The following is a 24,691-nucleotide window of genomic DNA, read 5'->3' as shown; positions in this document are numbered from 1 at the left end:
CAAGCCACTGGCGCTTGTCTCGGCGAACGAGACCGGCTGGTTTTCCGGCATGACGATGGTTTGCGCCGACCCTGTCGAGGAGGTGCGTGGCTGCGACATCGATCGGGTCGCGACAACTCTTCAAAGCGCGATGCGTAGCGCAGAGCCGATGGTCGCATCCGCTGTACTGCCATACGACGACGACACGCGCGTCCGGATCTATCGAAGCGGGGTCGTGCTTGCCGAGGAAGGCTGGATGGCGTGGGGTGAGCCTGACTTCGAGTTTTCGCTGGATACCGGTGCCGCACCTGTTTTGTCGCCTGAAGCAGCACCGCTTCTCTCTCGCTTCTCCCTGGATTTCCGGATGCGCGATTATCTTGAGCGTGTCGAGGCGGTGCGTGAGGCGATCCGTGCAGGTGATGTGTATGTGCTGAACCTGACGATGCGCGTGAAGGGAAACGCGCCAGCTGATCCTGTGCGGGCGTTCGAGACGCTGCTGAACTCCTCGGCGGGGCCGATGTCGGCGCTTTGGGTCGACCGTGATCGATCGATAGTATCGGTGTCGCCGGAGAGATTTTTGTCTGTGGAGGATGACGGCGGCATACGTCGAGCGCAGATATGGCCGATCAAGGGCACGCGCCCTCGCGGCCCTGATCCGGTGACAGACGCTCGCTTGGCGCGTGAGCTTGCAGATAGCGAGAAAGAGCGCGCGGAGCATCTGATGATAGTCGATCTGGAGCGAAACGACCTCGGGCGAGTTTGCGAGACAGGAAGCGTCAGCGTGGCCTCGCTGTTCGAGGTGTTCCAGACCCCCTACTGCCACCAGCTTGTCAGCAAGGTCACGGGCCGCATGCGGCCGGAGCTGCCGCTCGCAAAGCTTCTGGAGTCGACGTTTCCCTGCGGATCGGTCACAGGCGCGCCGAAGATCGCGGCGATGCGGCTGATACGCGAGCTCGAGGTCTCACCTCGCGGCGCATACACAGGAAGCCTTCTTGTGGCGATGGGCGGCCGCCTGGATTCCTCGGTGCTTATCCGCACGCTAGAATACCGCGGCGATGAAGCGTACTGGGGGACTGGCGGCGGGGTGACGATAGACTCTGTGCCCGCCGAGGAGTGGCGCGAAGCGTTACTGAAGGCGCGACCCGTTCTCGGCGATGCCCGTATCGGATAGCGGCGTTTGACGGAGGTAAGGGATATCGATGCCCTCCTCGGCGAAACGGGTGTGGATGCGCTTGAGGAACTCGTGACGGACCTTGAAGCGGTTTTCGTAGTGGTTGATGCGCAAAACCGCGATCAGGTCGATGCGGATATCGGAAAAGGCAGTGAATCTGACCGATGGGTTGTGACCGGTCACGGCGTCCTCGACCTCGCGCTGGACCCAGGTCGCGACCTCATGGACCACGCGCTCGACGTGCGCCAGGTCGCTGTCGTATGAAACGCCGAGGGGAACGACGAGGCCGTGCTCCTCGTCATCGGAGGTGAAGTTGACAACAAGCGACCTGCCGATCGCTGCATTCGGCGCGATCACGAGATCGTTGGAGACGGTCCTGATGGTGGTGTTGCGCCAGGTCACGTCTTGGATCCAGCCCTCCTCGCCGGTTTCCAGCCGCACAAAATCTCCGATTTCGACCTGGCGGCTCATGAGCACCTGCACTCCGGAAAACAGGTTTTCAAGCGTGGGCTGAAGAGCGAGACCCACAGCGAGGCCGGCGACACCGAGTGCGGTCAGAAGCGGGGTGATCGAGATATCCAAAGTCGCCAAAACGATCAGCGAGCCGAGCAGCCAGACAGTGACCCTACCCAGGTTGACGAAGATCGTGCTGGAGGAGATAACGGTGTCTTCGCGTTTGGTGAACAGCCGGATGAGACTCCCGGCCAATCGGGCGATCTTGGCGGTGACGATCACGATGGTGGCGGCTTTGACTACGCCGATGACGGTCGCTAACGTGCGCTCCTCGAGCCCTAGTCGCTGGGCGAAGAGCGCGACTGCCAGGGCGAAAGCCAGCAGGGAAGGAAGCCCCTTGAGCGATGTGATGCTTGCCTCGGCGATTTTCCAGCCGTGCTTTCGTGCGATTCTGGCAAGCAGCTTCGATCCGATGAGATCTATCGCGACGCCAACTAGGATGACGAGGGCGAGCAAAGGCAGAGCCGCGGTGAGATTCGGTATAATGTTCGTCAAGTTGTCTACCTCCAGTGGCGGTCGTATATCGGGCCGCGAAGCCCCGACGTTTGTCATGCGGATGGGTGGTCGCCCCTCTCCTTCCTGAGAATAGCCATGCCGTGCGCGTACACGGGAAGGCTAAGGGTGTATTCGCGTTCGTTGGCTGCCAGGAACTCCTCGACGGCCTTTTTGGGTCCCGTGGAGAAGAAGTCATAATCATGCACCGCAACGCAGGCGCCAGGTTCCAGGACCCCGTCCAGATAGCCGAGTGCGTCGCAGACGGGCTGATAGAAATCGAAGTCGACGAAGGCGAAGCTCACAGATTGGGGCAGGCTCACTCTTTGCGGGGTGCCTGCATCGAAGAATCCCTCGACTATATGAATGCGGCTTTCGGGGAATCCGCAATCATGCAGTTTCTGCTCTACAAAGCGACGCGGCACACTCATTTTCCGATATCCCCGAGGCTGAATATGTCGTCGATCAGTTCATCTTCTGCGGTGGGTGCTGGCAATCCTTTAAATGAGTCAAAGAGCCACATGTCTCGAGTCTGCTCAAGGATTTCCACTGCAATGAGCTGCGACGTGAAGCCCTGGGCGACGCCCATCTCGAGTACTGCCCCCTTCAAATTCGACGTTTCGCGCAGCAAATCGATCAAATAGATGGCCTGGGCGATGGTAACGCCTGGAAAGGATGTGATGCGGGCGACCCGATCATCCGTAAGCGGCGGAAGATGCGGCAGAACGTGATCGCTCATCAACTCGTAGACTGATGCGACCGCTTCAGCGCATCGCGGATTGCCTTTGTCGACCACGTCGGATTTGCTCGACCGTGATAGTCTTAAGTCGAGTGAGGATAGCAGTAGCTTCACAAGGTTCTTCAACCCACTCTCCCTTTTACCTAATGGGCCACGAACGAGCATGTACGCGCATCGGGATCGATGTCCACAAGGTGGCGAGCCCGAGGAGCCAGATAGCGACCTTGCCCGATACCTCCTGATTCATGATGTTACCAAAGCTTCAGCATTTGGGCTCCCCGTTGACCGCATGGCCGTTGCGCGATAGACTACCGGAGGTTTTGCGGATTTGTCAGAGTGGTAGTTGTATATATCGGGTCGTTAGCTCAGTAGGTAGAGCAGGGGACTTTTAATCCCAAGGTCATAGGTTCGATCCCTATACGACCCACCAAAGTGAATATGCCCCCATCGTCTAGTGGCCAAGGACTCCGCCCTTTCAAGGCGGCAACAGGGATTCGAATTCCCTTGGGGGCACCATTTGTTCTCAGCTCAGAGTGGGTACGACCTCTGATTTGTCGCCCGATTTGATTTCCATTGCACCTAAGGCGCCGCTGAACAGGTCGCCTACTTCGTCGCGAGCCTCGCCACCGGAGGCTGTGGGCGGCCGGGACAAAATCTGCAACACTTGGCCCCAAGTGCTGTACTATATGTCCCATGAGAGAGCCAAGTGACAACGCGCTTGCTGCCGCAGAGGCCATCTTCTTCGCGCATGGAGGAGTCATGCGCACGGGTGAAGCGCTTGAGGCTGGTATACATCGGCGGACCCTGTACTGGATGAGGGACCACGGGAAGCTTGAGGCCCTGAGCAGGGGAGTGTTCATTCTCGCCTCGGCGCCGCTTCCTGAGAGTCCGGATGTCGCCGCGGTCATGCGCCGCATCCCCAGGGCAGTCCTGTGCCTCGTGAGCGCTCTGGAGTATCACGGCATCGGGACGCAGATACCCAATGCCGTGCAGATCGCGCTGCCACGCAACGTGACGCCTCCTAAGTTCAGCTACCCGCGGGTGCAGGTTTTCAGCATGAGCGACGCGGCGTTTAGAGCCGGGGTGGAGGAGCACTCGATGGTGGGGGCGCAGTTTCGTGTGTATGGCGTCGCCAAGACCGTGGCCGACTGCTTCAAGTATCGCAACAGGATCGGCTTCGACATCGCGATGGAGGCGCTGCAGGAGACGATCCGTTCTCGCCGGGCGACGCCCGCGCAGGTGATGCGCTACGCCAAGGTCGACCGCGTGGAGCAGGTAATGCGCCCCTACGTCCAGGCGCTGATGTGAATTGTGGTTTCCGGATGGTCGCAGGAGAGCTGAGCAACGCTCGACATATCGAGCGTATTCGGTCACTCTCGCTAAGGAGGATTTTTAGCCTGGCGGCAAGAGCAGACAGGATCAATCTGAATGAACAACAACAGGGAAGTCGAACGCACGGAGCTCCACAAAACCATCTGGCGCATCGCCAACGATCTGCGTGGCAGCGTGGATGGCTGGGACTTCAAGAGCTATGTGCTCGGCATGCTGTTCTATCGCTTCATCTCCGAGAACCTCACCGCCTACCTCAACACGCAGGAGCGCAAGGCGGGCAATCCGGACTTCGATTACACCACACTAAATGACGAAGATGCCGAATTCGGCCGCGCCGAGGTAGTCAAGGAAAAAGGTTTTTACATCCTGCCCTCCAGACTCTTTGCCAGTGTACAGGCGCGGGCGCGACATGATGCCAACCTCAACGAGACCCTGAGCCGCGTCTTTGCCGATATCGAAGGTTCTGCCACAGGCGCGGAGAGTGAGGACGACTTCAAGGGATTGTTCGACGACCTCGATGTCAACTCTGCCAAGTTGGGGGCCACAGTGGCCAGGCGCAACGAAAAGCTGGTCAAGCTGCTCGACGCGATCGGTGACCTGCCGCTCTCCAACGGTGGCGAATTTTCGAACAACAGCATCGACCTGTTCGGCGACGCTTATGAATACCTGATGCAGATGTATGCGTCGAGCGCGGGCAAGTCGGGTGGCGAGTACTACACCCCGCAGGAAGTGAGCGAGCTGCTCGCGCGAATCACCGTGGTGGGCAAGACCGAGGTGAACAAGGTCTACGACCCGGCGTGCGGATCAGGGTCGCTGCTGCTCAAGTTCGCGAAGGTGCTGGGCCACGACAAAGTGCGCCAGGGCTTCTTCGGCCAGGAAATCAACCTGACCACCTTCAACCTCGCGCGCATCAACATGTTCCTGCACGACGTCAATTACGAGAAGTTCGACATCGCCCACGGCGATACGCTGACCGACCCCGCCCACTGGGATGACGAGCCATTCGAGGCCATCGTCTCCAATCCGCCGTACTCGATCAAATGGGCGGGCAATGACAATCCCTTGCTCATCAATGACCCGCGCTACGCCCCGGCAGGTGTGCTAGCCCCCAAGAGCAAGGCTGACCTTGCCTTCACAATGCATATCCTGTCCTGGCTTGCGGTAAACGGCACGGCGGCGATCGTCGAGTTCCCCGGCGTGCTCTACCGAGGCGGCGCGGAGCGCAAGATCCGAAAGTACCTCATCGACAACAACTACGTGGACACGGTCATCCAGCTGCCGCCGGATCTCTTTTTCGGCACCACGATCGCTACCTGCATCATCGTGCTGAAAAAATCCAAGCACGACAATGCGACGTTCTTCATCGATGCGTCTGCCGAGTTCGTCCGCGGCGGCAACAAGAACAAGCTCAGCCCCGAACACCAGCAAAAAATCCTCGATGCTTTTATCGGACGCAAGACTATCGACCACTTCGCGCGGCTGGTAGACAATGCCGAGATCGCCGAGAGCGATTACAATATCGCCGTTTCGTCGTACGTGGAGCAGGAGGACACGCGCGAGGCGGTCGACATCGTGAAGCTCAATGCCGAGATCGCCCATATCGTGGCGCGGCAGACGGAGCTTAGGGCGCAGATCGACGCGATCGTCGCCGACCTGGAGGGGGAAAGGGTATGAGCGGCGAGATCGTTCTCTATCAGCTTGACGACGGCACTCCAGCAATCGAGGTCCGGCTAGAAGGCGACACTGTGTGGGTCACGCAGGCACAGCTCGTCGACCTGTTTCAGAGCTCGAAGGCTAACATCAGCGAACACATCAAAAACGTCTTCGAAGAGGGGGAACTTGCGCCAGAGGCAACTGTTCGGGATTTCCGAACAGTTCGACAAGAGGGGTCACGCGAGGTGGAACGCACGCTCACCCACTACAACCTTGATGTGATTCTCTCTGTCGGCTACCGCGTGAAGAGCAAGGTTGCCACGCGATTCCGCATCTGGGCAACCGAGCGTTTGCGGGAATATCTGGCAAAGGGTTTCGTCATGGATGATGCCCGCCTGAAAAACCTGGGGGGCGGTGCCTACTGGAAAGAGCTGCTGGAACGCATCCGCGACATTCGCTCCAGCGAAAAGGTGCTCTACCGGCAGGTGCTGGATCTCTACGCCACCAGCGTGGACTACAACCCCAAAAGCGATGAAGCCGCACTTTTCTTCAAGGCCGTACAGAACAAACTTCACTACGCCGCCCACGGCCAGACCGCCGCCGAGGTGATTACCAGCCGTGCCGATGCCGGAAAACCCTTCATGGGGCTACTGTCGTTCAGCGGCAGCCAGCCGACCAAGGCGGAAATTGTCATTGCCAAGAACTATCTCGACGAAAAAGAGCTCAAGCGGCTGAACACGCTGGTATCGGCTTATTTCGATGCCGCCGAGTTTCGCGCCCTGAACCATGAGCCCACCTATATGAAAGACTGGCTCGCGCATCTGGATCGGCTGATCGTGGCCATGGAGGCCAAGACCTTAGAAGGCGCGGGTAGCGTCAGCCATCGACAGGCGATCAGCAAAGCCGAGGTGGAATACACCAAATACCGCGCCCAGCTCGCGAGCGAACCTTCCGAGGTGGAAATGGACTATCTGGAAAATGTGAAAGCCTTGCAGCGGAAGATTGAAGGAACGAAAAAGCCATGAGCCGAATTGACGAGCTGATTGCCGAGCTGTGCCCGGATGGGGTGGAGCACAAACGCCTCGGCGATGTAGGTAAATTTGTCCGAGGCAATGGCCTTCAAAAGAAGGACCTCGCTGACATCGGAGTTGGTGCAATCCACTACGGGCAGGTCTACACGCATTACGGCATTTGGGCGACTGAAACGAAGTCGTTTGTTTCACCAGAGTTGGCCAAGCGACTACGAAAAGCAAAGAGCGGCGATCTCGTTATCGCTACAACGAGCGAGAATGACGAGGATGTTTGTAAGGCTGTCGCATGGCTGGGTAAAGAAAGCATTGCCATCAGCGGTGATGCATACATTTATAGCCATTCGCTTGAACCAAAGTATGTTGCGTACTTCTTTCAGTCCGAACAATTCCAGTCACAGAAAATGCGTCACATCACCGGGACCAAGGTGAAGCGGCTCTCAGGCGATAGCATGGCCAAGCTTCTCATCCCCGTCCCGCCGCTCGAAGTGCAGCGCGAAATCGTGAAAGTACTGGACACGTTCACTAAGCTGGAGGCGGAGCTGGAGGCGGAGCTGGAAGCGGAGCTGGAAGCGCGTCGGCGGCAGTATGCCCACTACCGGGACTTGCTCTTGGCCTTCCCTGAGGGGGCCCGGTGGGTGCCCATGGGTGATTTTGGATCCTTCTTCGGAGGACTCACGGGCAAGGCGAAGGCCGATTTTGCTGGCGGGAACGCGCGCTTTGTCTCGTACGTTAACGTGCTCAAGAACAGCGCAGTCGACACCGCCGCTGATGACTACGTTATGGTCCGCCCAGGAGAGCGGCAGCGCGCACTCCGGCGCGGTGATGTACTCTTTACTGGCTCCTCGGAGACTCCCGACGAGGTTGGCATGTCCGCGGTTGTTACTGCCGAGGTGGCGGAACCGCTGTATCTCAACAGCTTCTGCATCGGCTATCGCCTGCATGACCCCACACTGTTGCATCCTGACTTTTCGAAGCACCTGTTCCGATCCAGCGGAATGCGGAGCCAAATCATCAAGACTGCAAGTGGTGTCACGCGGTTCAACGTCTCGAAGGGGCGACTCGCCAAGGTTGAGATCCCGGTTCCTCCAATTAACGAACAGCGGCGAATTGCCCACACCCTCGACAAGTTCGACGCGCTCGTGAACGACCTCAGCATCGGCCTACCGGCGGAGATCGTCGCTCGGCGCAAGCAGTATGAACACTACCGCGACCGCCTGCTGACCTTCGAGGAGGCTCATCTATGAGCGAAGACCTCACACCGTACCGCATCGAACCGATTGCGCTCTCAAATGAAAGCACGGTCGTCGCCGAATTCCTGCCCGATGCGCTGGGTGTGCGTGAGGCGGCGTACCAGTCCGAGGCCGAGCTGGAAAGCGCCTTCATCAAGCAATTACAGTTGCAGGCCTATGAATACCTGCCGATCACCTCGGAGGCCGATCTGATCGGCAACCTGCGCCTGCAGATGGAGGCCCTGAACAAGATCACATTTTCCGACGCCGAATGGGATCGCTTCTTCACCACCTGTGTTGCCGGCGCCAATGACGGCATCGTCGAGAAGACCGCACGTATCCAGGAAGACCATGTTCAGGTGCTCAAGCGCGACGATGGCACAATCAAGAACATCTACCTTATCGACAAGCAAAACATTCACAACAACCGCTTGCAGGTGATCAATCAGTACGAGGTGGCAGGCGGCTCCGCAGAGCTTCCCCGCGCCAATCGCTACGATGTGACGGTGCTGGTCAACGGGCTGCCAATGGTGCATGTGGAGTTGAAGCGCCGGGGGGTGGACATCCGCGAGGCCTTCAACCAGATCAACCGCTATCAGCGCGACAGTTTTTGGGCGGATTCTGGCCTTTTCGAGTACGTGCAGTTGTTCGTGATCAGCAACGGCACCCTGACCAAGTATTACAGCAACACGGTGCGTGACGGCCATCTTGCGGGACAGCGAAGCAAGCGCTCGCGCCAGAAGACCTCCAACAGCTTTTCGTTTACAAGCTGGTGGGCCGACGCGAAGAACCACCCCATCACCGAGCTGGTCGGTTTCACCAAGACCTTCTTCGCCAAACATACGCTGCTAAACATCCTGACTCGGTATTGCGTGTTCGATGTGGATCGCAAGCTACTGGTGATGCGGCCCTATCAGATCGCGGCGGCTGAGCAGATCTTGCAACGCATCGCGACCAGCACCAACCATCGGCAACTGGGCACCACCGCCGCGGGCGGTTACATCTGGCACACCACCGGATCGGGCAAGACGCTGACCAGTTTCAAGACGGCGCAACTGGCGCGGGGTCTGCCGGAGATAGATAAGGTGCTGTTTGTGGTGGATCGCAAGGATCTGGACTATCAGACCATGCGCGAGTACGAGCGCTTCGAAAAAGGAGCGGCCAACTCCAATACCTCGACGGCGGTGCTCCAGCGGCAGTTGGAAGACCCGAACGCGCGCATTATCATCACCACCATCCAGAAGCTTTCCCGCTTTATTGCCAAGAACAAAAGGCATTCGGTTCATGACCAGCATATGGTGGTGATTTTCGATGAATGCCATCGCAGCCAGTTCGGCGATATGCATACCGAAATCACACGGGCATTCAAGCGCTACCACCTGTTCGGCTTCACCGGCACACCGATCTTTGCCGACAACGCAGCCAGCCGCGGCAACCCGCTTATGCGCACCACCGAGCAGGCCTTTGGCGACAAGCTGCACACCTACACGATTGTCGATGCCATCAACGACAAAAATGTGCTGCCTTTTCGCATCGACTACATCAACACGATCAAGACATCGCCGACTATCAAGGACAAAAAGGTCTCGGCCATTGACACGGAGCGGGCGCTGTTGGCCCCGGAACGTATCAAGCAGGTAGTGGGCTATATCCGAGAGCGCTTCGACCAGAAAACCAAGCGAGCCGCCTCATACCACGTCGAGGGCCAGCGGCTGGTCGGGTTCAACTCGCTTTTCGCCACAGCCTCCATCGACGCGGCCAAACGATACTACGCCGAATTCGCCGAGCAAGAAAAAGAGCTGCCTCCTGCTCGGCGTCTCAAGGTGGGCCTGATCTACAGTTTTACCGCCAACGAGGAAGAAGTCGATGGTCTCCTGACTGAGGAGGAATTCGAAACCGAAGGGCTGGATCAAAGCTCACGCGATTTTCTGGATGCTGCGATCAAAGAGTACAACGCTCTTTTCGGCACGAGCTTTGACACATCAAGCGACAAGTTTCAGAACTACTACAAGGATTTGTCGGAGCGGCTGAAAAAACGCGAGCTGGATGTGGTGATTGTGGTCAACATGTTCCTGACCGGCTTCGATGCCACCACGCTCAATACCCTGTGGGCGGACAAGAACCTGCGTGCCCACGGGCTGATCCAGGCTTTTTCGCGCACCAACCGCATCCTCAACTCCGTCAAGACCTTCGGCAACATCGTTTCCTTCCGCGATCTTGAGCAGGAAACCAACGATGCGCTGGCCCTATTCGGCAACAAGGACGCCAAGGGCATCGCGCTGCTGAAACCTTACGCCGAGTACTACAACGAGTACCAGGAGCGGATCAAGGAGTTGACTGAGGAGTTTCCGCTCGATAAGGCCATCGTCGGCGAAGCGGCGCAGAAGGCGTTCATCAAGCTTTTCGGCGTCATCTTGCGGCTGAAAAACATTCTTACGGCATTCGATGATTTCGCAGGCAACGAAATCCTCAGCAGTCGCGATTTCCAGGATTACCAGAGCTGGTATCTCAACTTGTACACCGAGTTCCGCAACGCATCGGAAGCGGAAAAGGAGTCGATCATCGACGATGTGGTGTTCGAGATCGAGCTGATCAAACAGGTCGAGATCAACGTTGATTACATCCTGATGCTGGTCGAAAAGTATCTGAAGGAGAAAGGCTCGGGCGAAGACAAAGAGATCCGGGCCACCATCGAGCGCGCGGTCAATGCCAGCCCCAGCTTGCGCAACAAAAAAGACCTCATCGAGCAGTTTGTGGATTCCGTCTCTGTGAACGCCAAGGTCGATGTGGAGTGGATCGCCTTCATTGCGACCAAGAAGGCGGAGGAGCTTGACCGGATCATCGCCGATGAAGGTCTCAACGTCGATGAAACGAAGGCGTTTATCGACAATGCGTTTCGGGACGGCGCGATCCCGGTCACCGGCACCGCCATCACGAAGATCCTGCCGCCGGTTTCAAGGTTCAGCAAAGACAACGGCCATGCGGTGAAAAAGCAAACGGTGTTGGACAAGCTGGCTGCGTTCTTCGAGCGCTTTTTCGGTATGGGGGGTATAGGAAACTGTTAGATTGTGTTAGGTTCTAGCGATTAGGCTTAGCGAGGTAATCGCAGTGGGTGGGGAGGGCAGTACGGGGGAGATCCGTAGCAGCAGATTATGGGGAGGTGTTGCTTATGAGATGGCAGTAAAGATCCACGCCAGATAGGAGTCGTGAGGGGATCCCAGTTGGCGTAACTAGTACGATTGTATCGCTGTAAGATTGATATGCCTCTGGCGGAGGGATGCCAGAAGGCGGATATGTTTTCTCGGCAGTTACATGCTGAGGTAATGGGGGGGTTTTATGAGAATTAAATATTTGAGGGGATCCAAGAGATTTTGTATGTCGCTTGCGGTGGTTGCTATGACCGCTTTGCTGGTTAGCCCGGTATATGCCGCACCAAATTCGCCGAGGTCGTTGGAAAATGGGGCGCCTGTCGAAGACCCGACGCTGACGCAAGCCGAGATTCGGCGATGGGCAGAGTTGACCGCAGCCAAAGAGCAAGCTCTTCAAGGAGGGGAAGTATCTTCGCAGGGCACAGTGGGCGCAATGGGAATCATTTCCGAGGGGCTAGCTGTTGGCAGCTTTGGTTTTGTCACACGAGACGTTCCGAACTTTAGGCAAGAAACCGGTTGGTGGTGCGGGCCCGCCTCGGCGCGACAGAGTTTAGCCTGGCACAGGAGGGTAAGCAATCCCAGGCTGCCTCTTCCTTCGCAAGCGACACTAGCAGGACGTATCGGAACCACGCAGTCAGGCAGTCTTACTACTGGGATAGCCAGGGCTTTGAATAGCTACAATGGAGTATTCGGCCGCGTAAATTATGCGGCATCAGATTTGACGAACCAATCGAATCCGCTGTGGGCCTTTCGCTGGAGGGTGGGAATATCACTTCATCACTCGGCATCTCCAGGGACGGTTCCGGTAATCCTTGTTCAGACGCGGTATGTACCCAGGTATGAGGGTCGGTCATCGCGTCACTACATATCAATCAGCGGCTACGACGAGCGCGCCACGGTAGTGAAGATGCGCAGCGTCGATCCACATTGGGATAGCCGCTTTTTCGGCGCACACTGGGATCCCGTGGGCACCTCGACAACAAGGGGTCTTTTCAGGGCTTGCCTAGAGGCTGATCGAGCAGGTACGAATATGGCAATGGTTTGGTAACAAGTAAGGACAGGGATAAACGGATTCCTGTCCTTACCAGTATGGTGCAGATAATGCTCAAGGAAGGGGAGGCATGGCATGAAGTGGGCGATCGTAGGAATGTCGTTATTGCTAGGGTTGTCGGGCGTAGCGCTTGTGGGGTGCGAGGGAGGAGGAGGCTCGCCGGATCCGGCCTCAGAAGAACCGCTATATGGGGAGCTGACCGAGGTTGTGATGCCATACGCTAGCACGGGCATGATCAGTAAAGTCGGGGATCTGTTATATATGCAAGCTGAAACCGATCCCGATAGCGGCAAAGAAGACACGATAATAGCCTTCGACTTTCGCACCCAACGTGAAGAGGTGGTTCTCAAATCTTCGGATCAAATTGAATGGCTGAGAGTCAATAATGATTGGATCGTATGGGAGAGCGGTGGGAACCTGTTGGCTCGGCCAAGGCTCGGAGGGGAAGTAACAACACTGGCCTCTGACCAGTCGATATTCGGTCCCGCGCTGGAAGGCGATCTGGTCGCGTGGATGGATGAGACAGAAGAGGGGCAGTACGGGATCGCTGTTCATGATCTTTCTGAAGGCAAGACTCAGGTTGTGGCTAAGGTTCATTTGCCTGGTTTTTATAACGCTTTTGTAAGCCTGTCCGGCGGAAAGCTTTTTTGGACAGACATCATAGGCGGGGTAGGCCACTATCGCATCGCTCATATCGATGAAGAATCTGCGCGGGGCTTGGAGTCAGAAGGTATCCGAGTTGAAGATTTTCGGGTGGAGGATATTCGTTTTCGCTATCCAGGCTATGTTGAGCGCTTTGGGGACCATCTCTATTCCATAAACTTCGATAATTTTGTCGAGTGGGACTGGGTAGTGCAGCAATTTGGTTATTACTCAACCAAGGAGGCAACTTTTACACCACTGATTGAGGATCGTTTCATCAACCATCATGAAGTTGCAGGCTCAAAATTAGCCGTGATTGACGAAAAACAGCATCTAATAATCTACGACACGGAAGATCACAGTCGGCATGAGAACCTTACCGAAAAGCTGGGTACCACCTTCGGTATAATTTATACAGCCGATGAGAACACCTTTGCGGCGGTGGCTTTTCAGGAGGACGCCCCAGAAAGCCCCCCTCAATCAACAATTTACCTGGTAGAGGTTCGCTAATGGATATTTGTATAAACCTGCAGCATATTCAAATGTGCCCCACAATATAGATCAGTTGCATATCCGTGCTCTAACCGACTGGTTTCGCGCGGTCTACTCTATGCGAAGCGAAAGCAATACAATTGCTTAGGAAAAAAAGCAGAAGAGGGGGTTAAATGCCGCGTCGAGACGATATCAAGAAAGTGCTAATAATCGGGTCTGGGCCAATAGTAATTGGGCAGGCATGCGAGTTTGACTACTCAGGAACCCAGGCATGCAAGGCGTTGCGCTCGCTTGGGTACGAGATCGTTTTGGTCAACTCCAATCCGGCCACGATAATGACTGATCCGATAATGGCGGATGCTACGTACATTGAGCCGCTGAATCTCCAGACATTGACCGAGATTATCGCCAAGGAGCGTCCGGACGCGCTATTGCCAAATCTCGGCGGCCAGACGGGACTGAACCTCTCCTCTGAGCTGGTGCATGCTGGAGTTCTGGATGAGTACGGCGTCAAACTTATAGGGATTAGCGCAGAGGCAATTCAGCGCGGCGAGGATAGGCTGATCTTCAAGGAGACAATGGACTCCATTGGGCTAGAGATGCCACGCGGCGTCACTGCTCATACTGTCAAAGAGGCGGAGCTGATAGCAGCCGATCTTGGATATCCAGCTGTGGTCAGGCCGGCTTATACGATGGGCGGCACTGGCGGCGGGATTGTTTACAACGTTGAGGAGCTACGGACAATAGCCGCCCGAGGTATTCAGGCAAGTCGTGTAGGGCAGATACTGGTGGAAGAGTCCATAATAGGCTGGGAGGAGCTTGAGCTAGAGGTTATTCGCGATGCCGAAGGTCGGAAGATTACCGTATGCTTCATCGAAAATGTGGATCCGATGGGGGTACATACGGGAGATTCGCTTTGCACTGCTCCCATGCTTACCATTTCGGCTGAAACCCAAAGGATGCTTCAGCAGCATTCATATGATATTGCAGATGCAATAGGGCTTATTGGCGGATTCAATGTGCAGATGGCGCACGATCCCAAGTCAGGTCGGATCGTGATCATAGAGATTAATCCACGCACCTCGCGCTCATCCGCACTTGCCAGTAAGGCTACAGGGTTGCCGATTGCTCTTGTCAGCGCGCTGCTGGCTGCAGGGCTCACTTTGGAGGAGCTGCCTTACTGGCGTGAAGGAACACTCGATCGATATACCCCTTCGGGCGACTACATGGTGGCAAAATTCGCTCGCTGGGCGTTCGAAAAGTTTCCGGGGGCTGTTGATGAACTCGGTACGCAGATGCGCGCCGTCGGCGAGGTCATGTCCATTGGCAAAAACTATAAGGAAACTCTAAACAAGGCGGTCCGATCCCTGGAGATCGGCAGATCCGGTCTCGGTTTCGCGAAGGACTTCAACGCCATGTCTGCTGAGGAGTTGATGGGACTGCTCGTGCGTCCCTCAAGTGAGCGACAGTTCATTATGTACGAAGCGCTTCGCAAGGGTGTCAGTGTCGAAGATCTGTATGCCAAAACCCACATCAAGCATTGGTTTATCGAGCAAATGCAAGAGCTGGTCGAGCTGGAAGAGCAGATTCTCGCTTACGCCGGCCCATCAGGAGTAGCGGGGGCTGGCGATAAGAACACCATGCTCCCAGATGAGTTGTTGAGACAGGCTAAGCTAGACGGTTTTAGCGATGCCTATCTCGCGATGTTACTCGGCGTGAAGGAGTCCGCTATCAGGGAGCGCCGAAAAGCTCTCGGGATCACCCCCGGTTTTCACCCGGTTCCCGTCTCGGGGGTCGATGAACCGACGAGCTACTATTATTCGTCGTACAGCGCAGTCGATTCTGTGCTGGTCAGCGATCGCAGAAAAATTATGATCCTCGGCGGAGGACCCAATCGTATCGGCCAAGGAATCGAGTTCGATTATTGCTGCGTGCATGCCGCTTTCGCGCTCAGGGAACTTGGCTTTGAGACAATTATGGTGAACTGCAATCCCGAGACCGTCTCAACTGACTATGACACCTGCGACAAGCTGTATTTTGAGCCGCTTACTGTAGAGGACGTTCTGGCGATTTACGAAAAAGAGCAGCCAGAAGGCGTCATCGTTCAATTTGGCGGGCAGACCCCGCTGAACCTGGCTTCCGAGCTTCAGGTCGCCGGTGTCCCCCTCATCGGGACATCTCCTGAGGCGATAGATTTCGCCGAAGACCGTGATCGGTTCCGCCGAATGATGGCGATGCTTGGAATCCCGATGCCCAAAGCAGGCGTCGCATTCGCGCTTGACGAGGCGCTTTCGGTCGCTCGCAGCATTGGCTATCCGCTGATGGTTCGTCCCAGCTATGTTTTGGGTGGCCGAGGCATGGAGGTCGTGCACGATGAGCAGATGCTTTTACGCTATGTTGAGTCAGCAGCCGAGGTTAGTCCGGATCACCCGCTTCTCATCGACCGGTTCCTGGAGAATGCGATCGAGTGCGAGGCTGATGCGGTTAGTGATGGACTACAAGCATTTGTCCCTGCGGTGATGCAACATATCGAGTATGCCGGAGTTCATTCAGGAGATTCCGCATGCGTTATTCCGCCGGTTTCTGTTTCAGACAGGCACATCGACCTCATTGAGGAATACACCCGAAAGATCGCGGTCGAACTTGGGGTTGTTGGGCTGATGAATGTGCAATACGCGATCGCAGATGGCCAGGTATATGTCTTGGAGGCAAACCCTCGAGCCTCGAGGACGGTACCCATAGTCTCAAAGGTTTGCGGTACGCAGATGGTGAGTCTTGCGATCAGGGTGATGCTTGGCGCAAAACTGTCAGGGATTAGCCCCAGGAAAGCGACGTTCGCATATTTTGGCGTGAAAGAGGCGGTCTTTCCGTTCAATATGTTTCCCGAGGTTGATCCCGTGCTGGGTCCGGAGATGCGCTCAACCGGCGAGGTCCTTGGAATGGGAAGCTCTTTCGGATTGGCGTTTTATAAGTCGCAGGAAGCCACGGGCTCGAAACTTCCTGCAGATGGATCCGTGCTCATTACCGTTGCTGAGCATGATAGGGAGCACATTCTGTCGGTAGCCCAAGGATTCTCGCAGTTAGGCTTTTCCATAAGGGCTACGGCAGGGACACACGCCTTCCTTGCGGAGAACGGGGTATCATCAAGGTCGATTCTCAAGCTACATGAAGGCAGGCCAAACATTGAAGATGCTATCAAGAACGGTGAAATTCAACTGATCATCAATACGCCTGCCGGAAAGATAAGCGAGTTCGACGATTCTTACATTCGCAAGGCAGCCATAAAACACAAGGTGCCATATATAACGACCACTGCGGCAGCCGTTGCCGCGCTCAATGGGATCGATGCGCGGCGCGACTCGGCGGATGGTGTCAGGTCGCTACAGAGCTATCACGCCAGTATGGGACAGGGTACCTAGGCACCCCATATTGCACGGCAAATAATCATCCATAAGGGCAGGCTCACGATCATATTGAACGGGAATGTCAACGCAAGGGACATTCCAAGATATATGGTGGGATTTGCTTCAGGAAGCGCGGCGCGAATCGCCGGAGGGGCTGATATATATGACGCGCTTCCCGCCATTGCGGCGAAAACGAACGCATCTCCCCAGCCGAGCATTCCCGGAAACATAAGGTGGGCTACGTAAGCGGCTGCTATTGCGAAACCTGCCCAAATCTGTGGCATTCCGAAGGCGGCAACGACGGCCAGGATGAGGCTGCTACCAAGTTCTTTTAGCTCCCCAAGTCTTCTTGCTGCGGTCATACCCATCTCCAGCAGGAAGATACATAGTATTCCGATGAACAGCTCATCAAAGAAAGCCATTGCGCTTTCTAATCTGTTCGGAGAAAACAGCTGTGCAAATCCGCCGACGATGAGTCCGCATATCATCAACCAAATCGCATAGCCAAAAACCGAATCTCGAAAGAGCTCTTTCTTGTCAAGGGCGACTCGTGATTTACCTTTCGACTGTTCAAGCGCCATTCTTCCCAGAAAAACTGCCGCAATTACTCCCGGAGCGTCAAGAAACACATTTACAGCAGGCATCCACCCGCCATAGATGAGTTCTTCAGGAGCGGCGGCCTTGAATGGCTCCACGATACCGATAGCGGCCAGGAGCGTCGCAGAGCTCACCGCTCCATAGAGTCCCGCAGTACCCCATGCGTCGGCCGTCTTGAGCCCAACTATTTTTTCCAGAAATTTTGCGCCAAATATCGCCGTCATCGATGAGATGAGGATGCTGAAAACCATCAGGACCAAAATTACGGAGAGGAAATCCGGATCGGCCCTTACCGCATTGACTGCCTCCAGACCTCCTGTAAGTCCAATGGAGAGCAACAGAAATATCGAAGCTCCCTTTACGATCTCCGGTGGTATCTCCAGGTCGGACTTTACCAAAACGGTAACCATCCCAAGCAGAAAGAACAGTATCGGTGGAGCAAAAAGACTTGGCAGGATATCACTGAAGTTCATGGTCTTCTCCCCTTCGTGCGCAATCTATCAAGGCCGCATCACGCGAAGTAGTCTTTACGTAGCACCTGTACGTCGATGACGTGCACTATTATTACGACGCCACTTTCAATAATGTCAGCCAGCTCCTTCAGGATAGGCTCAGCTGTTTTTTCACTGACGATGGTGACGATTTCCACGTTACCCAAAATGCCGCTTGCAAATTCGGTGTGTCCGTTTCGGGCGCCGTGCTTGCCTTTGCCGGATATCTCTGGATAAATGGTGTATCCGCCCACTCCGAGCTCTTCGAGCAAGTGAATCACCTTGCTGCTGAACGCCCTTTCCACTATGACGCTTATTTTTTTCTTATTGAAAAGTTGCATCGGTGCCTCATTTTCGTTGATGTTTGGCTTGGTGCCTCAGTCTGGTAGGCGGGATCGCATACAGGGGGTCAACCTTAGCAAAGCTTAACAAATTTTGTAAAGAGTTAAGTTATATAAATATTCAGGATACCCGACTTACAAACAGCGGAGAGGCGATGGCATTCGAATGCGAGAAATACCAATCTTGTAAATGGTTTTTGCCAGTATACAATTAGCGGTGCAGAATCAGCGTGGGCGATTAACTCAGCGGGAGAGTGCCTCCCTTACAAGGAGGAAGTCGGGGGTTCAAATCCCTCATCGCCCACCATCAAGATTGCCTTATGAATCACAGTGCACTTATGGGCCGCCAGCATATTCGGCTTACCAGCAGCACACTTATTTTCCGAACCATCTCCAGAGAACGTTGAGCAACACCGTCAGCAGTAGCGAAAGAACGATCGATGTGGCAATCGGCAGGTAACAACCCCAGTCTTCTCGGCCGAAACGCAGATCTCCTGGGAGTGCGCCAAGCCCAAGTTTGCTTCCGGCCCAAAGAAGTCCGCCGATTAGTGCGATCGCCGCTCCAAAAAGAAGGAGCATTTTGCCAATGCCTTGCAGCTCTTGCACGATTCACCTGGCAAAACTAATTGCGCCGACGGGGCAAGCTTCGACGCAGTCGCGGATGGCGCCATAAAGCTCGGCATCAGGATCCTCTTCCAGGACGTAAGAGAGTCCACCTTCATCTACCCGAAAAACCTCAGGGCAATGGTCTTCGCATGTCCCACATCCAATGCAGAGGTCTCTGTCCACCACTGGATTCATCGTGACACCTCCTCCTGTAGCCGGGCGAATTCACTCTAGCGAAAGACGTAAGCAATACAAGCGCACAAGATGCACTTGAAGGATACCCAAGATATGACACCAAGACGACACCAGCAGTTGTAAAATAGCCTAAAGTAGCTATAAGTAATGGCAGGGCGATTTTGGCGAAGTTGACTTTGTCGGCTGGACATCGCCACCACCGTCAATGTACAATTCCGTTCGCTGTCTTTTCCGCAGATGGCGCCCCGGATTCGGGGGTGTAGCTCAGTTGGTTAGAGCGCTGGCCTGTCAAGCCAGAGGTCGCGGGTTCGAGCCCCGTCACTCCCGCCATATTTGTATCGGATAATTCTGGATGGCATACTCGGGTTAGAGTCTGGATAGCACGCTCAGGTTAGAGGTGACTTATGCGACTACTCATCCGTTGGCTAATCAACTCCATAGCTCTTGTGGTGGCTGCGTTTGTGGTTCCTGGAATAACAGTCGAGGGCGATGAGGCGTTTATCGCATTTGCGATCACTGCCCTCATCCTTGGCCTGCTAAATGCCACACTCAAGCCGCTGCTGACATTCTTGACATGCGGGTTTGTGGTGCTAAGCCTGGGTATCGGGCTACTCTTTATCAATGCTTTTGTGCTGTGGGCCTCGTCCTGGATTTCCTACAATCTATTTGGGATCGGATTTATCGTCGACGGTTTTTGGCCGGCGTTTCTCGGGGGTATAGTTGTGAGTATCGTGTCGTTCCTGCTATCGATGGTCGCAGATGACTCAAAGGTGAAACGCTGATGCTTTCCGATGCCGCACTGGGGGCTTGAGGGTCGCATTTGAGGGAGGTGTCATGCTCGGCGGTCAGATCAGGACACACAACCACAACGTATGGCTGCTGCTACTGACAGCCCCACTGTTGCTGGCGGCTTTCCTCTCTGGGGCGACGCAGGTTGCTGTGGGAGCTCCCTCCTCGGCAGAAATTGAGGCCAAGCGCGCCGAGCAGCAGGCAGCATTGAGTGAGCTCGACAGGATGCGAGTCGCCCTCGATCAGGAGATAGCCGAGTATGTTCGCCTGAGCCGCAGACTCGAGAGCGCCCGCCTGGAGATTGATGAAGTGCGGGCGCAAATCGATGTAGTGGATGCCGAATTGCATCGCAAGGAGCAGGCGGTAGGCGCAAGAGCCGAGGAGCTTTATCGGGGGGAGTGGGGAAACCTTCTCAAGGTGCTGCTTCAGGCGGAGTCACTTACCGAGCTGTTCTCTCGTTACCGCTACATGGCGATAGTCAACGAGCGAGATGCGGATATGATGCGAGACATGAAGTTGGCGCGTGTTGAGAGCGAGTGGCTGCATCACTCCCTGAGCGCCCGAGAGCAGCATCTTGTTGAAATGCAAGATCAAGCTGATGCGACGCGTGAGCGGATAGAGGCTGACATAGAAGCCCAGGAAACGCAGGCAGCTTCATTGGGGACAGATCTGGCGGAGATGATGAGGCAAGCAGCAGCCGCAGCAGCCGCCGCTCAATTCTCGGGACGACCTGCGACTTCGTCGCCGTCCTCGGAGTTCAATCCGGACACCATCATATCCGATGCGAACTTTAGAGATGCCGACTCCATGAACGCTCAACAGATACAGGCGTTTCTGGAGCAACAGACAGGTATATTGGCGCGCTACAGGGCTCCCAATCATGCAGGTGTGATGATGAGCACTGCCGAGATGATCGAAGAGGCTGCCCTTGCGTGGAGAGTTAATCCGAAAGTGATACTTGCGACTCTCCAGAAGGAACAGTCGTTGCTGTCTCGCCGAAATCCGGAGCAGCGCGCCCTTGATTGGGCGATGGGGTGCGGGAAGATGGATAGCCGCACATTGCCTCAATTCGAGGGCTTCGGCAGGCAGATATGGCACGGTGCTCGTGTCCTGGACCGAAACACCGCAGGATTTCGCCCTGGCATCGAGCTAAGGATCAGCGGTAGTGTGGTTAGACCGACAAACGCCTCAACTCATACACTCTATCGGTACACCCCGCACATGCGGGGCAATATGTCATTTTGGCTAATCTACTGGAGGCACTTCGGCGACCCATTGGGTGGGCCAGGCGCACTATAGGTACTGCCAGACGTCGTCTATCCCGGCCTCGCTTGCGGAGACAACTTCTCCAATGCTCCTTACATGCGACCCGGTTCCTGGATCGATGACTCGCAGATCCAGCACCTGTGGCTCGGAAAACCAGCGTCCCTCCGGGTCGGCCAACACTTTGACTCTCGGCCGCAAAAGGTCATCGCTGTTGACGCGGAACACGGCGGCTATAGAGTCATCGTCCAGGCGCACAATGGCCCCCATCGGATAGATTCCGAGCATGGCGACCAAAGACTTCGTCAGAGAAGGATCGTACGCTTTCCCGCGTCCTTGCATGAGTACAGCCAGCGCCTTGTCAGGGCGGATTTCCCGCCGGAAGGGCCTTCGGGTGGTCATCGCGTCGTAGGCGTCGCACAATGCTACGACCTTGCTGAAAAGGTGCTGACCCTCGGCGGATGTCGCATCTGGGTATCCCTGCATGTCGTGCCTTACGTGATGCTCGTAGGCGACGACCATCGGCATGTGATCTACCACCTGGATTCGCTTGAGAAGATCCGCCCCATTCGTGGTGTGCCCCTTGACTACCTGCCACTCCTCGGCAGTGAGTGGACCTTGTTTGTTCAGGATTCCTTCGGGAACGCGCACCTTGCCGATGTCATAAAGCAGCGCCGACAGGCCGAGTGACCTAAGTGACAGATCGTCAAGGCCGAGAGAGGTGCCAAGCGAGATCGACAGGATACACACATTGATGGCGTGGTTGAGAGTGTAGTCGTCGTGGCTCTTTATCGCTGTCAGGCCTAATACCGCGGCAGGATCCCGGAACAAATTGTCCAACAGTGAGCTGACAACATTTTGTAGCGAGTCGGTCTCGAAGGCCTTCCCCAGCTTGATTCTCGTCTCAAGATCTCTCATCGCCGAGATTCCGGTGTCGTAGACCTCTTTGGCGATGATCTTGTTCTCTCGGCGCTGTGATTCACCATCGGCCTTGTCGAGAGTGGTCTCTGCTACCGAAACACTTCTGGCGCCAATGGCATCCAGAAACGATTGGGCCGAAGAGATATCGTGTATCTGAGTATCAGTGAAGAGGCTGATCAGCGCTAGTGCATCGCTTCTCGAGAAGCCGTCCAGGAATGTGACCGCCGAGACTCCACGCCCCAACAGCTCGTCTACCAGCCTGTGGTAGGTCACGCTCTCCTCGGGGAATACCTGGTTTTCAACGAAAAGCGTCTTCTTGTAAAGATTCAAGGTCACCTGCTCAAAGCCTAGCGCTCCAATCTCACCGACAGCTGCGACAAGGTCGTCCATCGAGCCTATCAGCAAAGGATGCGTTGTTGGGTATAGCTGTGAGTTCGTGTGGGCCACAGCCAGTGTGCGAACCAGCTCTTTGGCCCGCTCTAACTTCCGGGGGGTAGAGAACGGCACCTTTGTCATCGGCTGCGCCTCGCCTGCAACCTGTTCGGGGGAGTGAAGTTCTTCATCAGCTGGCATGCCATCGGGTCTATCGCTCATCTATGTTCGCTCCCTTGTCTCGATCCAAAGTTTCAGAAATACGAGCGAGTGCCTGATTAGCCAGGTATCGCAACTCCTTGTTTTGCCTGCCAAAAACGAAGCGCCGGTTCGCCAAAAGTTTCAGCGGGCGCTGCGCCTCGGGCGAGCCAAGTGACTCAAGACACTTGATGACTTCTTTCTTTAGCTCGTGATTCCTCTCAAATATGTTGATATCCAACAGAATTCTAACAAGCGCGGGGATCGCTTCGGTCGCTTTTGCCCTGGCAATTTCCCGAATCGCAAAACGACGCGTCTCCGGGTCCCAATGGGATGCGGCCCCGGCCAGAGCAGACTTGCTCTTGCTACCGGGCATGTCTGCCAGTGTTGTAACTGCAGTTCGCCTTACCTGTGCGTCCAGGTGGTTCATGGCCTGGACTATAACAGGAACCGATCGGTCATCCGCCATCAGTGAGAGTGCCTTGAGTATGCCCAAAAGTGCAGGCGCATCTCCAGTCTTGACCAGGCGGCCCGCTGCGGTCAGCAGCTGCTCGCCCATAGTGCGCGCCACAGGCCTGAAAAGTGAGCGCGTATGGTCGTTGGTTTCGCCGAGAAAGAGCAAAAGCACCTCGGCTCCTGCGGCTCCCCCTAGCCGTAATATTTCACCTGCCATGGCTGCGTCGGCATTGCTGGATGTAGCCCTGCATAAGTCGAGCAAAATCTCAGGATCGTGCATTTTGGACTTTGCCTGCTCAATTTCGAGTGCGAGTGCAGGGATCGAAGCAAGCTCGTCGAGGCGATTGATTGCCTCCCTGACCGCATTGAAGGAGCCCTGCCGCGCTGCCGGCACAAGGGCCTCACCGATGGCCATGACCGAATCCGCCGAGGGGGTTATCCGAGAAATGGCTACAGTAGTCTGGAGAGCCTTGCTGGTCGCAATCGCTGAAGATTTGGCCGATAGCTGTTGGATGTCAGAGTAGTTGTCCTGCGATGCCATCACGCGGGCAATCTCTTCTATCTCCGGATCTTCCGGCACACCGCACTCCTCTTCGGAGCGGGGGGAGGGGGAGAGCAGCTGGAAAACTTGATCCATCAGCGAAGGAGGAAGCTCAAGCGCACTTACCATTCTGGTCGGATCCGTTGGAACGCTCGTGGCAGCCAAAGTGAGCAGGCGAGCCAGCGCCGATGGCTGCAGGCGCGAAAGCACATTGTGAAGCCCGGTCATTCGACGGCCAGAGAGATCCGGCTCCAATGACATCCCTATCAGCTTGAGCCTGGTGTGCTCGTCGACTTGCATGAGAGCTGCTGCTATACGCGTCAGGGCAAGATCGCGAGCGGCAGCTTCGAGCCGATCGATCGCCTCTCGTAGATCGTCACGCCCGGAACCACTGCGGGCTGAATCCGACCACAGCTCAACTGCGGCTACTGCCTCTTGGCTGATCTCGGCTATAGGCGCGCTGGTCAAGTCGAGACCGAGTATTCCTTCTTCGGTGGATGACCTAAGGGTGACTTCAATAACCGCGATATGTGTTACGCCTGCGCCTGTGAGCAGAGAGCGAACCCCTCTTTGCCGGACGGAGACAGGGTCGGAGTTGACTACATGGACAAACGCCATCACCTCATCGTGCGTGACACCCGAAGATACGATCAGCTGTCCGACCTGCATCGAGTGAAGAGTCTCAGCGAGCCAAGCCATTTGGGCTTGCGATCCAGTCAGGGTGTCGTTTCCCATGCTGAAGCCGTCAGGATTTACTCCAAGCTGGATTGTGCCCAACGCCTCGGCGATCTCGTTCGAGCGGTCGACAAACTTGGCGATTGCCTGTTCGGGCATCGGGCTTGACGGGGGGTAGAGGCGAGATGCGCTAGCGGAGAGCGCGAGGAGACGAAGCAGCTCCTCGGCGAAAAGTATGTCCTCGTGCTCCACCAGCGCCTCCTTTCGGCCTGTATCGCGTATGCTCATATTTGTTATCGACCAATGCGCGGTCATATCTATAGTGAAGGATACTGTTTCATAAGATACTCGCTTTCAATATCATAGTTC

20 protein-coding genes and 4 tRNA genes are annotated in these 24,691 nt (G+C 55.7%); 15 read left to right on the top strand and 9 right to left on the bottom strand.

The genetic code is table 11. The features are described from left to right. Positions 1 to 1,150, top strand: a 1,150-nt coding sequence (locus tag KGZ89_06640) for an anthranilate synthase component I family protein (protein MBS3974522.1), incomplete at its 5' end; no start/stop codon positions are given. Here the strand turns inward: KGZ89_06640 and KGZ89_06635 are convergent. The 3 genes from KGZ89_06635 to KGZ89_06625 are packed head-to-tail and all read right to left on the bottom strand — an operon-like array spanning position 1,106 to position 2,951. Further along, entirely contained in the window at positions 1,106 to 2,158 is a 1,053-nt protein-coding gene (locus KGZ89_06635; protein ID MBS3974521.1) for a mechanosensitive ion channel family protein, read from the bottom strand. The two genes, KGZ89_06640 and KGZ89_06635, sit on opposite strands and share 45 nt — an antisense overlap. A gap of 53 nt (positions 2,159 to 2,211) precedes the next feature. After that, on the bottom strand, positions 2,212 to 2,586 hold the full coding sequence (locus KGZ89_06630) for a hypothetical protein (GenBank protein MBS3974520.1): 375 nt from the start codon (positions 2,584 to 2,586) through the stop codon (positions 2,212 to 2,214). Continuing rightward, entirely contained in the window at positions 2,583 to 2,951 is a 369-nt protein-coding gene (locus tag KGZ89_06625) for a hypothetical protein (protein MBS3974519.1), read from the bottom strand. The genes KGZ89_06630 and KGZ89_06625 overlap by 4 nt, the downstream gene beginning before the upstream one ends. Positions 2,952 to 3,248: 297 nt before the next feature. Here KGZ89_06625 and KGZ89_06620 point away from each other — a divergent pair. From KGZ89_06620 to carB, 10 genes are all read left to right on the top strand, one after another. Beyond that, a tRNA-Lys gene (locus tag KGZ89_06620) sits at positions 3,249 to 3,324 on the top strand. A gap of 10 nt (positions 3,325 to 3,334) precedes the next feature. Next, positions 3,335 to 3,410 (top strand) — tRNA-Glu (locus KGZ89_06615). A 177-nt stretch (positions 3,411 to 3,587) separates the two neighbouring features. Continuing rightward, positions 3,588 to 4,202: a type IV toxin-antitoxin system AbiEi family antitoxin domain-containing protein gene (locus KGZ89_06610; GenBank protein ID MBS3974518.1), complete on the top strand. Its 615-nt coding sequence runs from the start codon at positions 3,588 to 3,590 to the stop codon at positions 4,200 to 4,202. 120 nt (positions 4,203 to 4,322) lie between these two features. Then, positions 4,323 to 5,900 (top strand): type I restriction-modification system subunit M, encoded by a 1,578-nt coding sequence (locus KGZ89_06605; protein ID MBS3974517.1) that lies wholly within the window; start codon positions 4,323 to 4,325, stop codon positions 5,898 to 5,900. Continuing rightward, on the top strand, positions 5,897 to 6,904 hold the full coding sequence (locus KGZ89_06600; protein ID MBS3974516.1) for a virulence RhuM family protein: 1,008 nt from the start codon (positions 5,897 to 5,899) through the stop codon (positions 6,902 to 6,904). Before KGZ89_06605 ends, KGZ89_06600 begins: the two co-directional genes overlap by 4 nt. Next, positions 6,901 to 8,154: a restriction endonuclease subunit S gene (locus KGZ89_06595; protein MBS3974515.1), complete on the top strand. Its 1,254-nt coding sequence runs from the start codon at positions 6,901 to 6,903 to the stop codon at positions 8,152 to 8,154. The genes KGZ89_06600 and KGZ89_06595 overlap by 4 nt, the downstream gene beginning before the upstream one ends. Then, on the top strand, positions 8,151 to 11,204 hold the full coding sequence (locus KGZ89_06590) for a type I restriction endonuclease subunit R (protein MBS3974514.1): 3,054 nt from the start codon (positions 8,151 to 8,153) through the stop codon (positions 11,202 to 11,204). The genes KGZ89_06595 and KGZ89_06590 overlap by 4 nt, the downstream gene beginning before the upstream one ends. Before the next feature lie 310 nt (positions 11,205 to 11,514). Beyond that, entirely contained in the window at positions 11,515 to 12,336 is an 822-nt protein-coding gene (locus tag KGZ89_06585) for a C39 family peptidase (GenBank protein ID MBS3974513.1), read from the top strand. Positions 12,337 to 12,414: 78 nt separating this feature from the next. Continuing rightward, entirely contained in the window at positions 12,415 to 13,491 is a 1,077-nt protein-coding gene (locus KGZ89_06580; protein MBS3974512.1) for a hypothetical protein, read from the top strand. Between the two features lie 155 nt (positions 13,492 to 13,646). Beyond that, a complete protein-coding gene (carB, locus tag KGZ89_06575; GenBank protein MBS3974511.1) occupies positions 13,647 to 16,892 on the top strand; it encodes a carbamoyl-phosphate synthase large subunit in 3,246 nt (1,081 codons plus the stop codon). Here carB and KGZ89_06570 read toward each other — a convergent pair. Beyond that, on the bottom strand, positions 16,889 to 17,947 hold the full coding sequence (locus KGZ89_06570; protein MBS3974510.1) for a sodium-dependent bicarbonate transport family permease: 1,059 nt from the start codon (positions 17,945 to 17,947) through the stop codon (positions 16,889 to 16,891). The two genes, carB and KGZ89_06570, sit on opposite strands and share 4 nt — an antisense overlap. Before the next feature lie 38 nt (positions 17,948 to 17,985). Beyond that, entirely contained in the window at positions 17,986 to 18,306 is a 321-nt protein-coding gene (locus KGZ89_06565; GenBank protein ID MBS3974509.1) for a DUF190 domain-containing protein, read from the bottom strand. Positions 18,307 to 18,538: 232 nt separating this feature from the next. On the opposite strand from KGZ89_06565, the gene KGZ89_06560 reads away from it, so the two are divergent. Then, positions 18,539 to 18,613 (top strand) — tRNA-Val (locus KGZ89_06560). Positions 18,614 to 18,681: 68 nt separating this feature from the next. On the opposite strand, the gene KGZ89_06555 is transcribed toward KGZ89_06560, so the two are convergent. Both KGZ89_06555 and KGZ89_06550 read right to left on the bottom strand, forming a co-directional pair. Continuing rightward, positions 18,682 to 18,885, bottom strand: coding sequence for a DUF2905 domain-containing protein (locus KGZ89_06555; protein ID MBS3974508.1), 204 nt, complete (start codon positions 18,883 to 18,885; stop codon positions 18,682 to 18,684). A gap of 30 nt (positions 18,886 to 18,915) precedes the next feature. Further along, on the bottom strand, positions 18,916 to 19,107 hold the full coding sequence (locus KGZ89_06550; protein ID MBS3974507.1) for a ferredoxin: 192 nt from the start codon (positions 19,105 to 19,107) through the stop codon (positions 18,916 to 18,918). A 253-nt stretch (positions 19,108 to 19,360) separates the two neighbouring features. Between KGZ89_06550 and KGZ89_06545 the strand changes: the two genes are divergently transcribed. From KGZ89_06545 to KGZ89_06535, 3 genes are all read left to right on the top strand, one after another. Further along, positions 19,361 to 19,437 (top strand) — tRNA-Asp (locus KGZ89_06545). Between the two features lie 74 nt (positions 19,438 to 19,511). Continuing rightward, a complete protein-coding gene (locus KGZ89_06540) occupies positions 19,512 to 19,889 on the top strand; it encodes a phage holin family protein (protein ID MBS3974506.1) in 378 nt (125 codons plus the stop codon). Between the two features lie 52 nt (positions 19,890 to 19,941). Next, complete coding sequence (locus tag KGZ89_06535; protein MBS3974505.1) at positions 19,942 to 21,195, top strand: hypothetical protein; 1,254 nt, start codon at positions 19,942 to 19,944, stop codon at positions 21,193 to 21,195. Here the strand turns inward: KGZ89_06535 and KGZ89_06530 are convergent. Then, the gene (locus KGZ89_06530) at positions 21,190 to 22,674 is read right to left on the bottom strand and encodes an HD-GYP domain-containing protein (protein MBS3974504.1); all 1,485 of its coding nucleotides are present in this window, start codon (positions 22,672 to 22,674) and stop codon (positions 21,190 to 21,192) included. The genes KGZ89_06535 and KGZ89_06530 overlap by 6 nt on opposite strands. Then, complete coding sequence (locus KGZ89_06525; protein MBS3974503.1) at positions 22,664 to 24,610, bottom strand: HEAT repeat domain-containing protein; 1,947 nt, start codon at positions 24,608 to 24,610, stop codon at positions 22,664 to 22,666. Before KGZ89_06525 ends, KGZ89_06530 begins: the two co-directional genes overlap by 11 nt. Between the last annotated feature and the right edge of the window lie 81 nt (positions 24,611 to 24,691).

Source organism: Actinomycetota bacterium (assembly GCA_018334075.1).
In the GTDB taxonomy this organism is placed as follows: Bacteria; Actinomycetota; Coriobacteriia; order Anaerosomatales; family UBA912; genus JAGXSC01.
The sequence above is the reverse complement of the archived record's forward strand: the minus strand, read 5'-3'. Positions and strand labels throughout refer to the sequence as shown.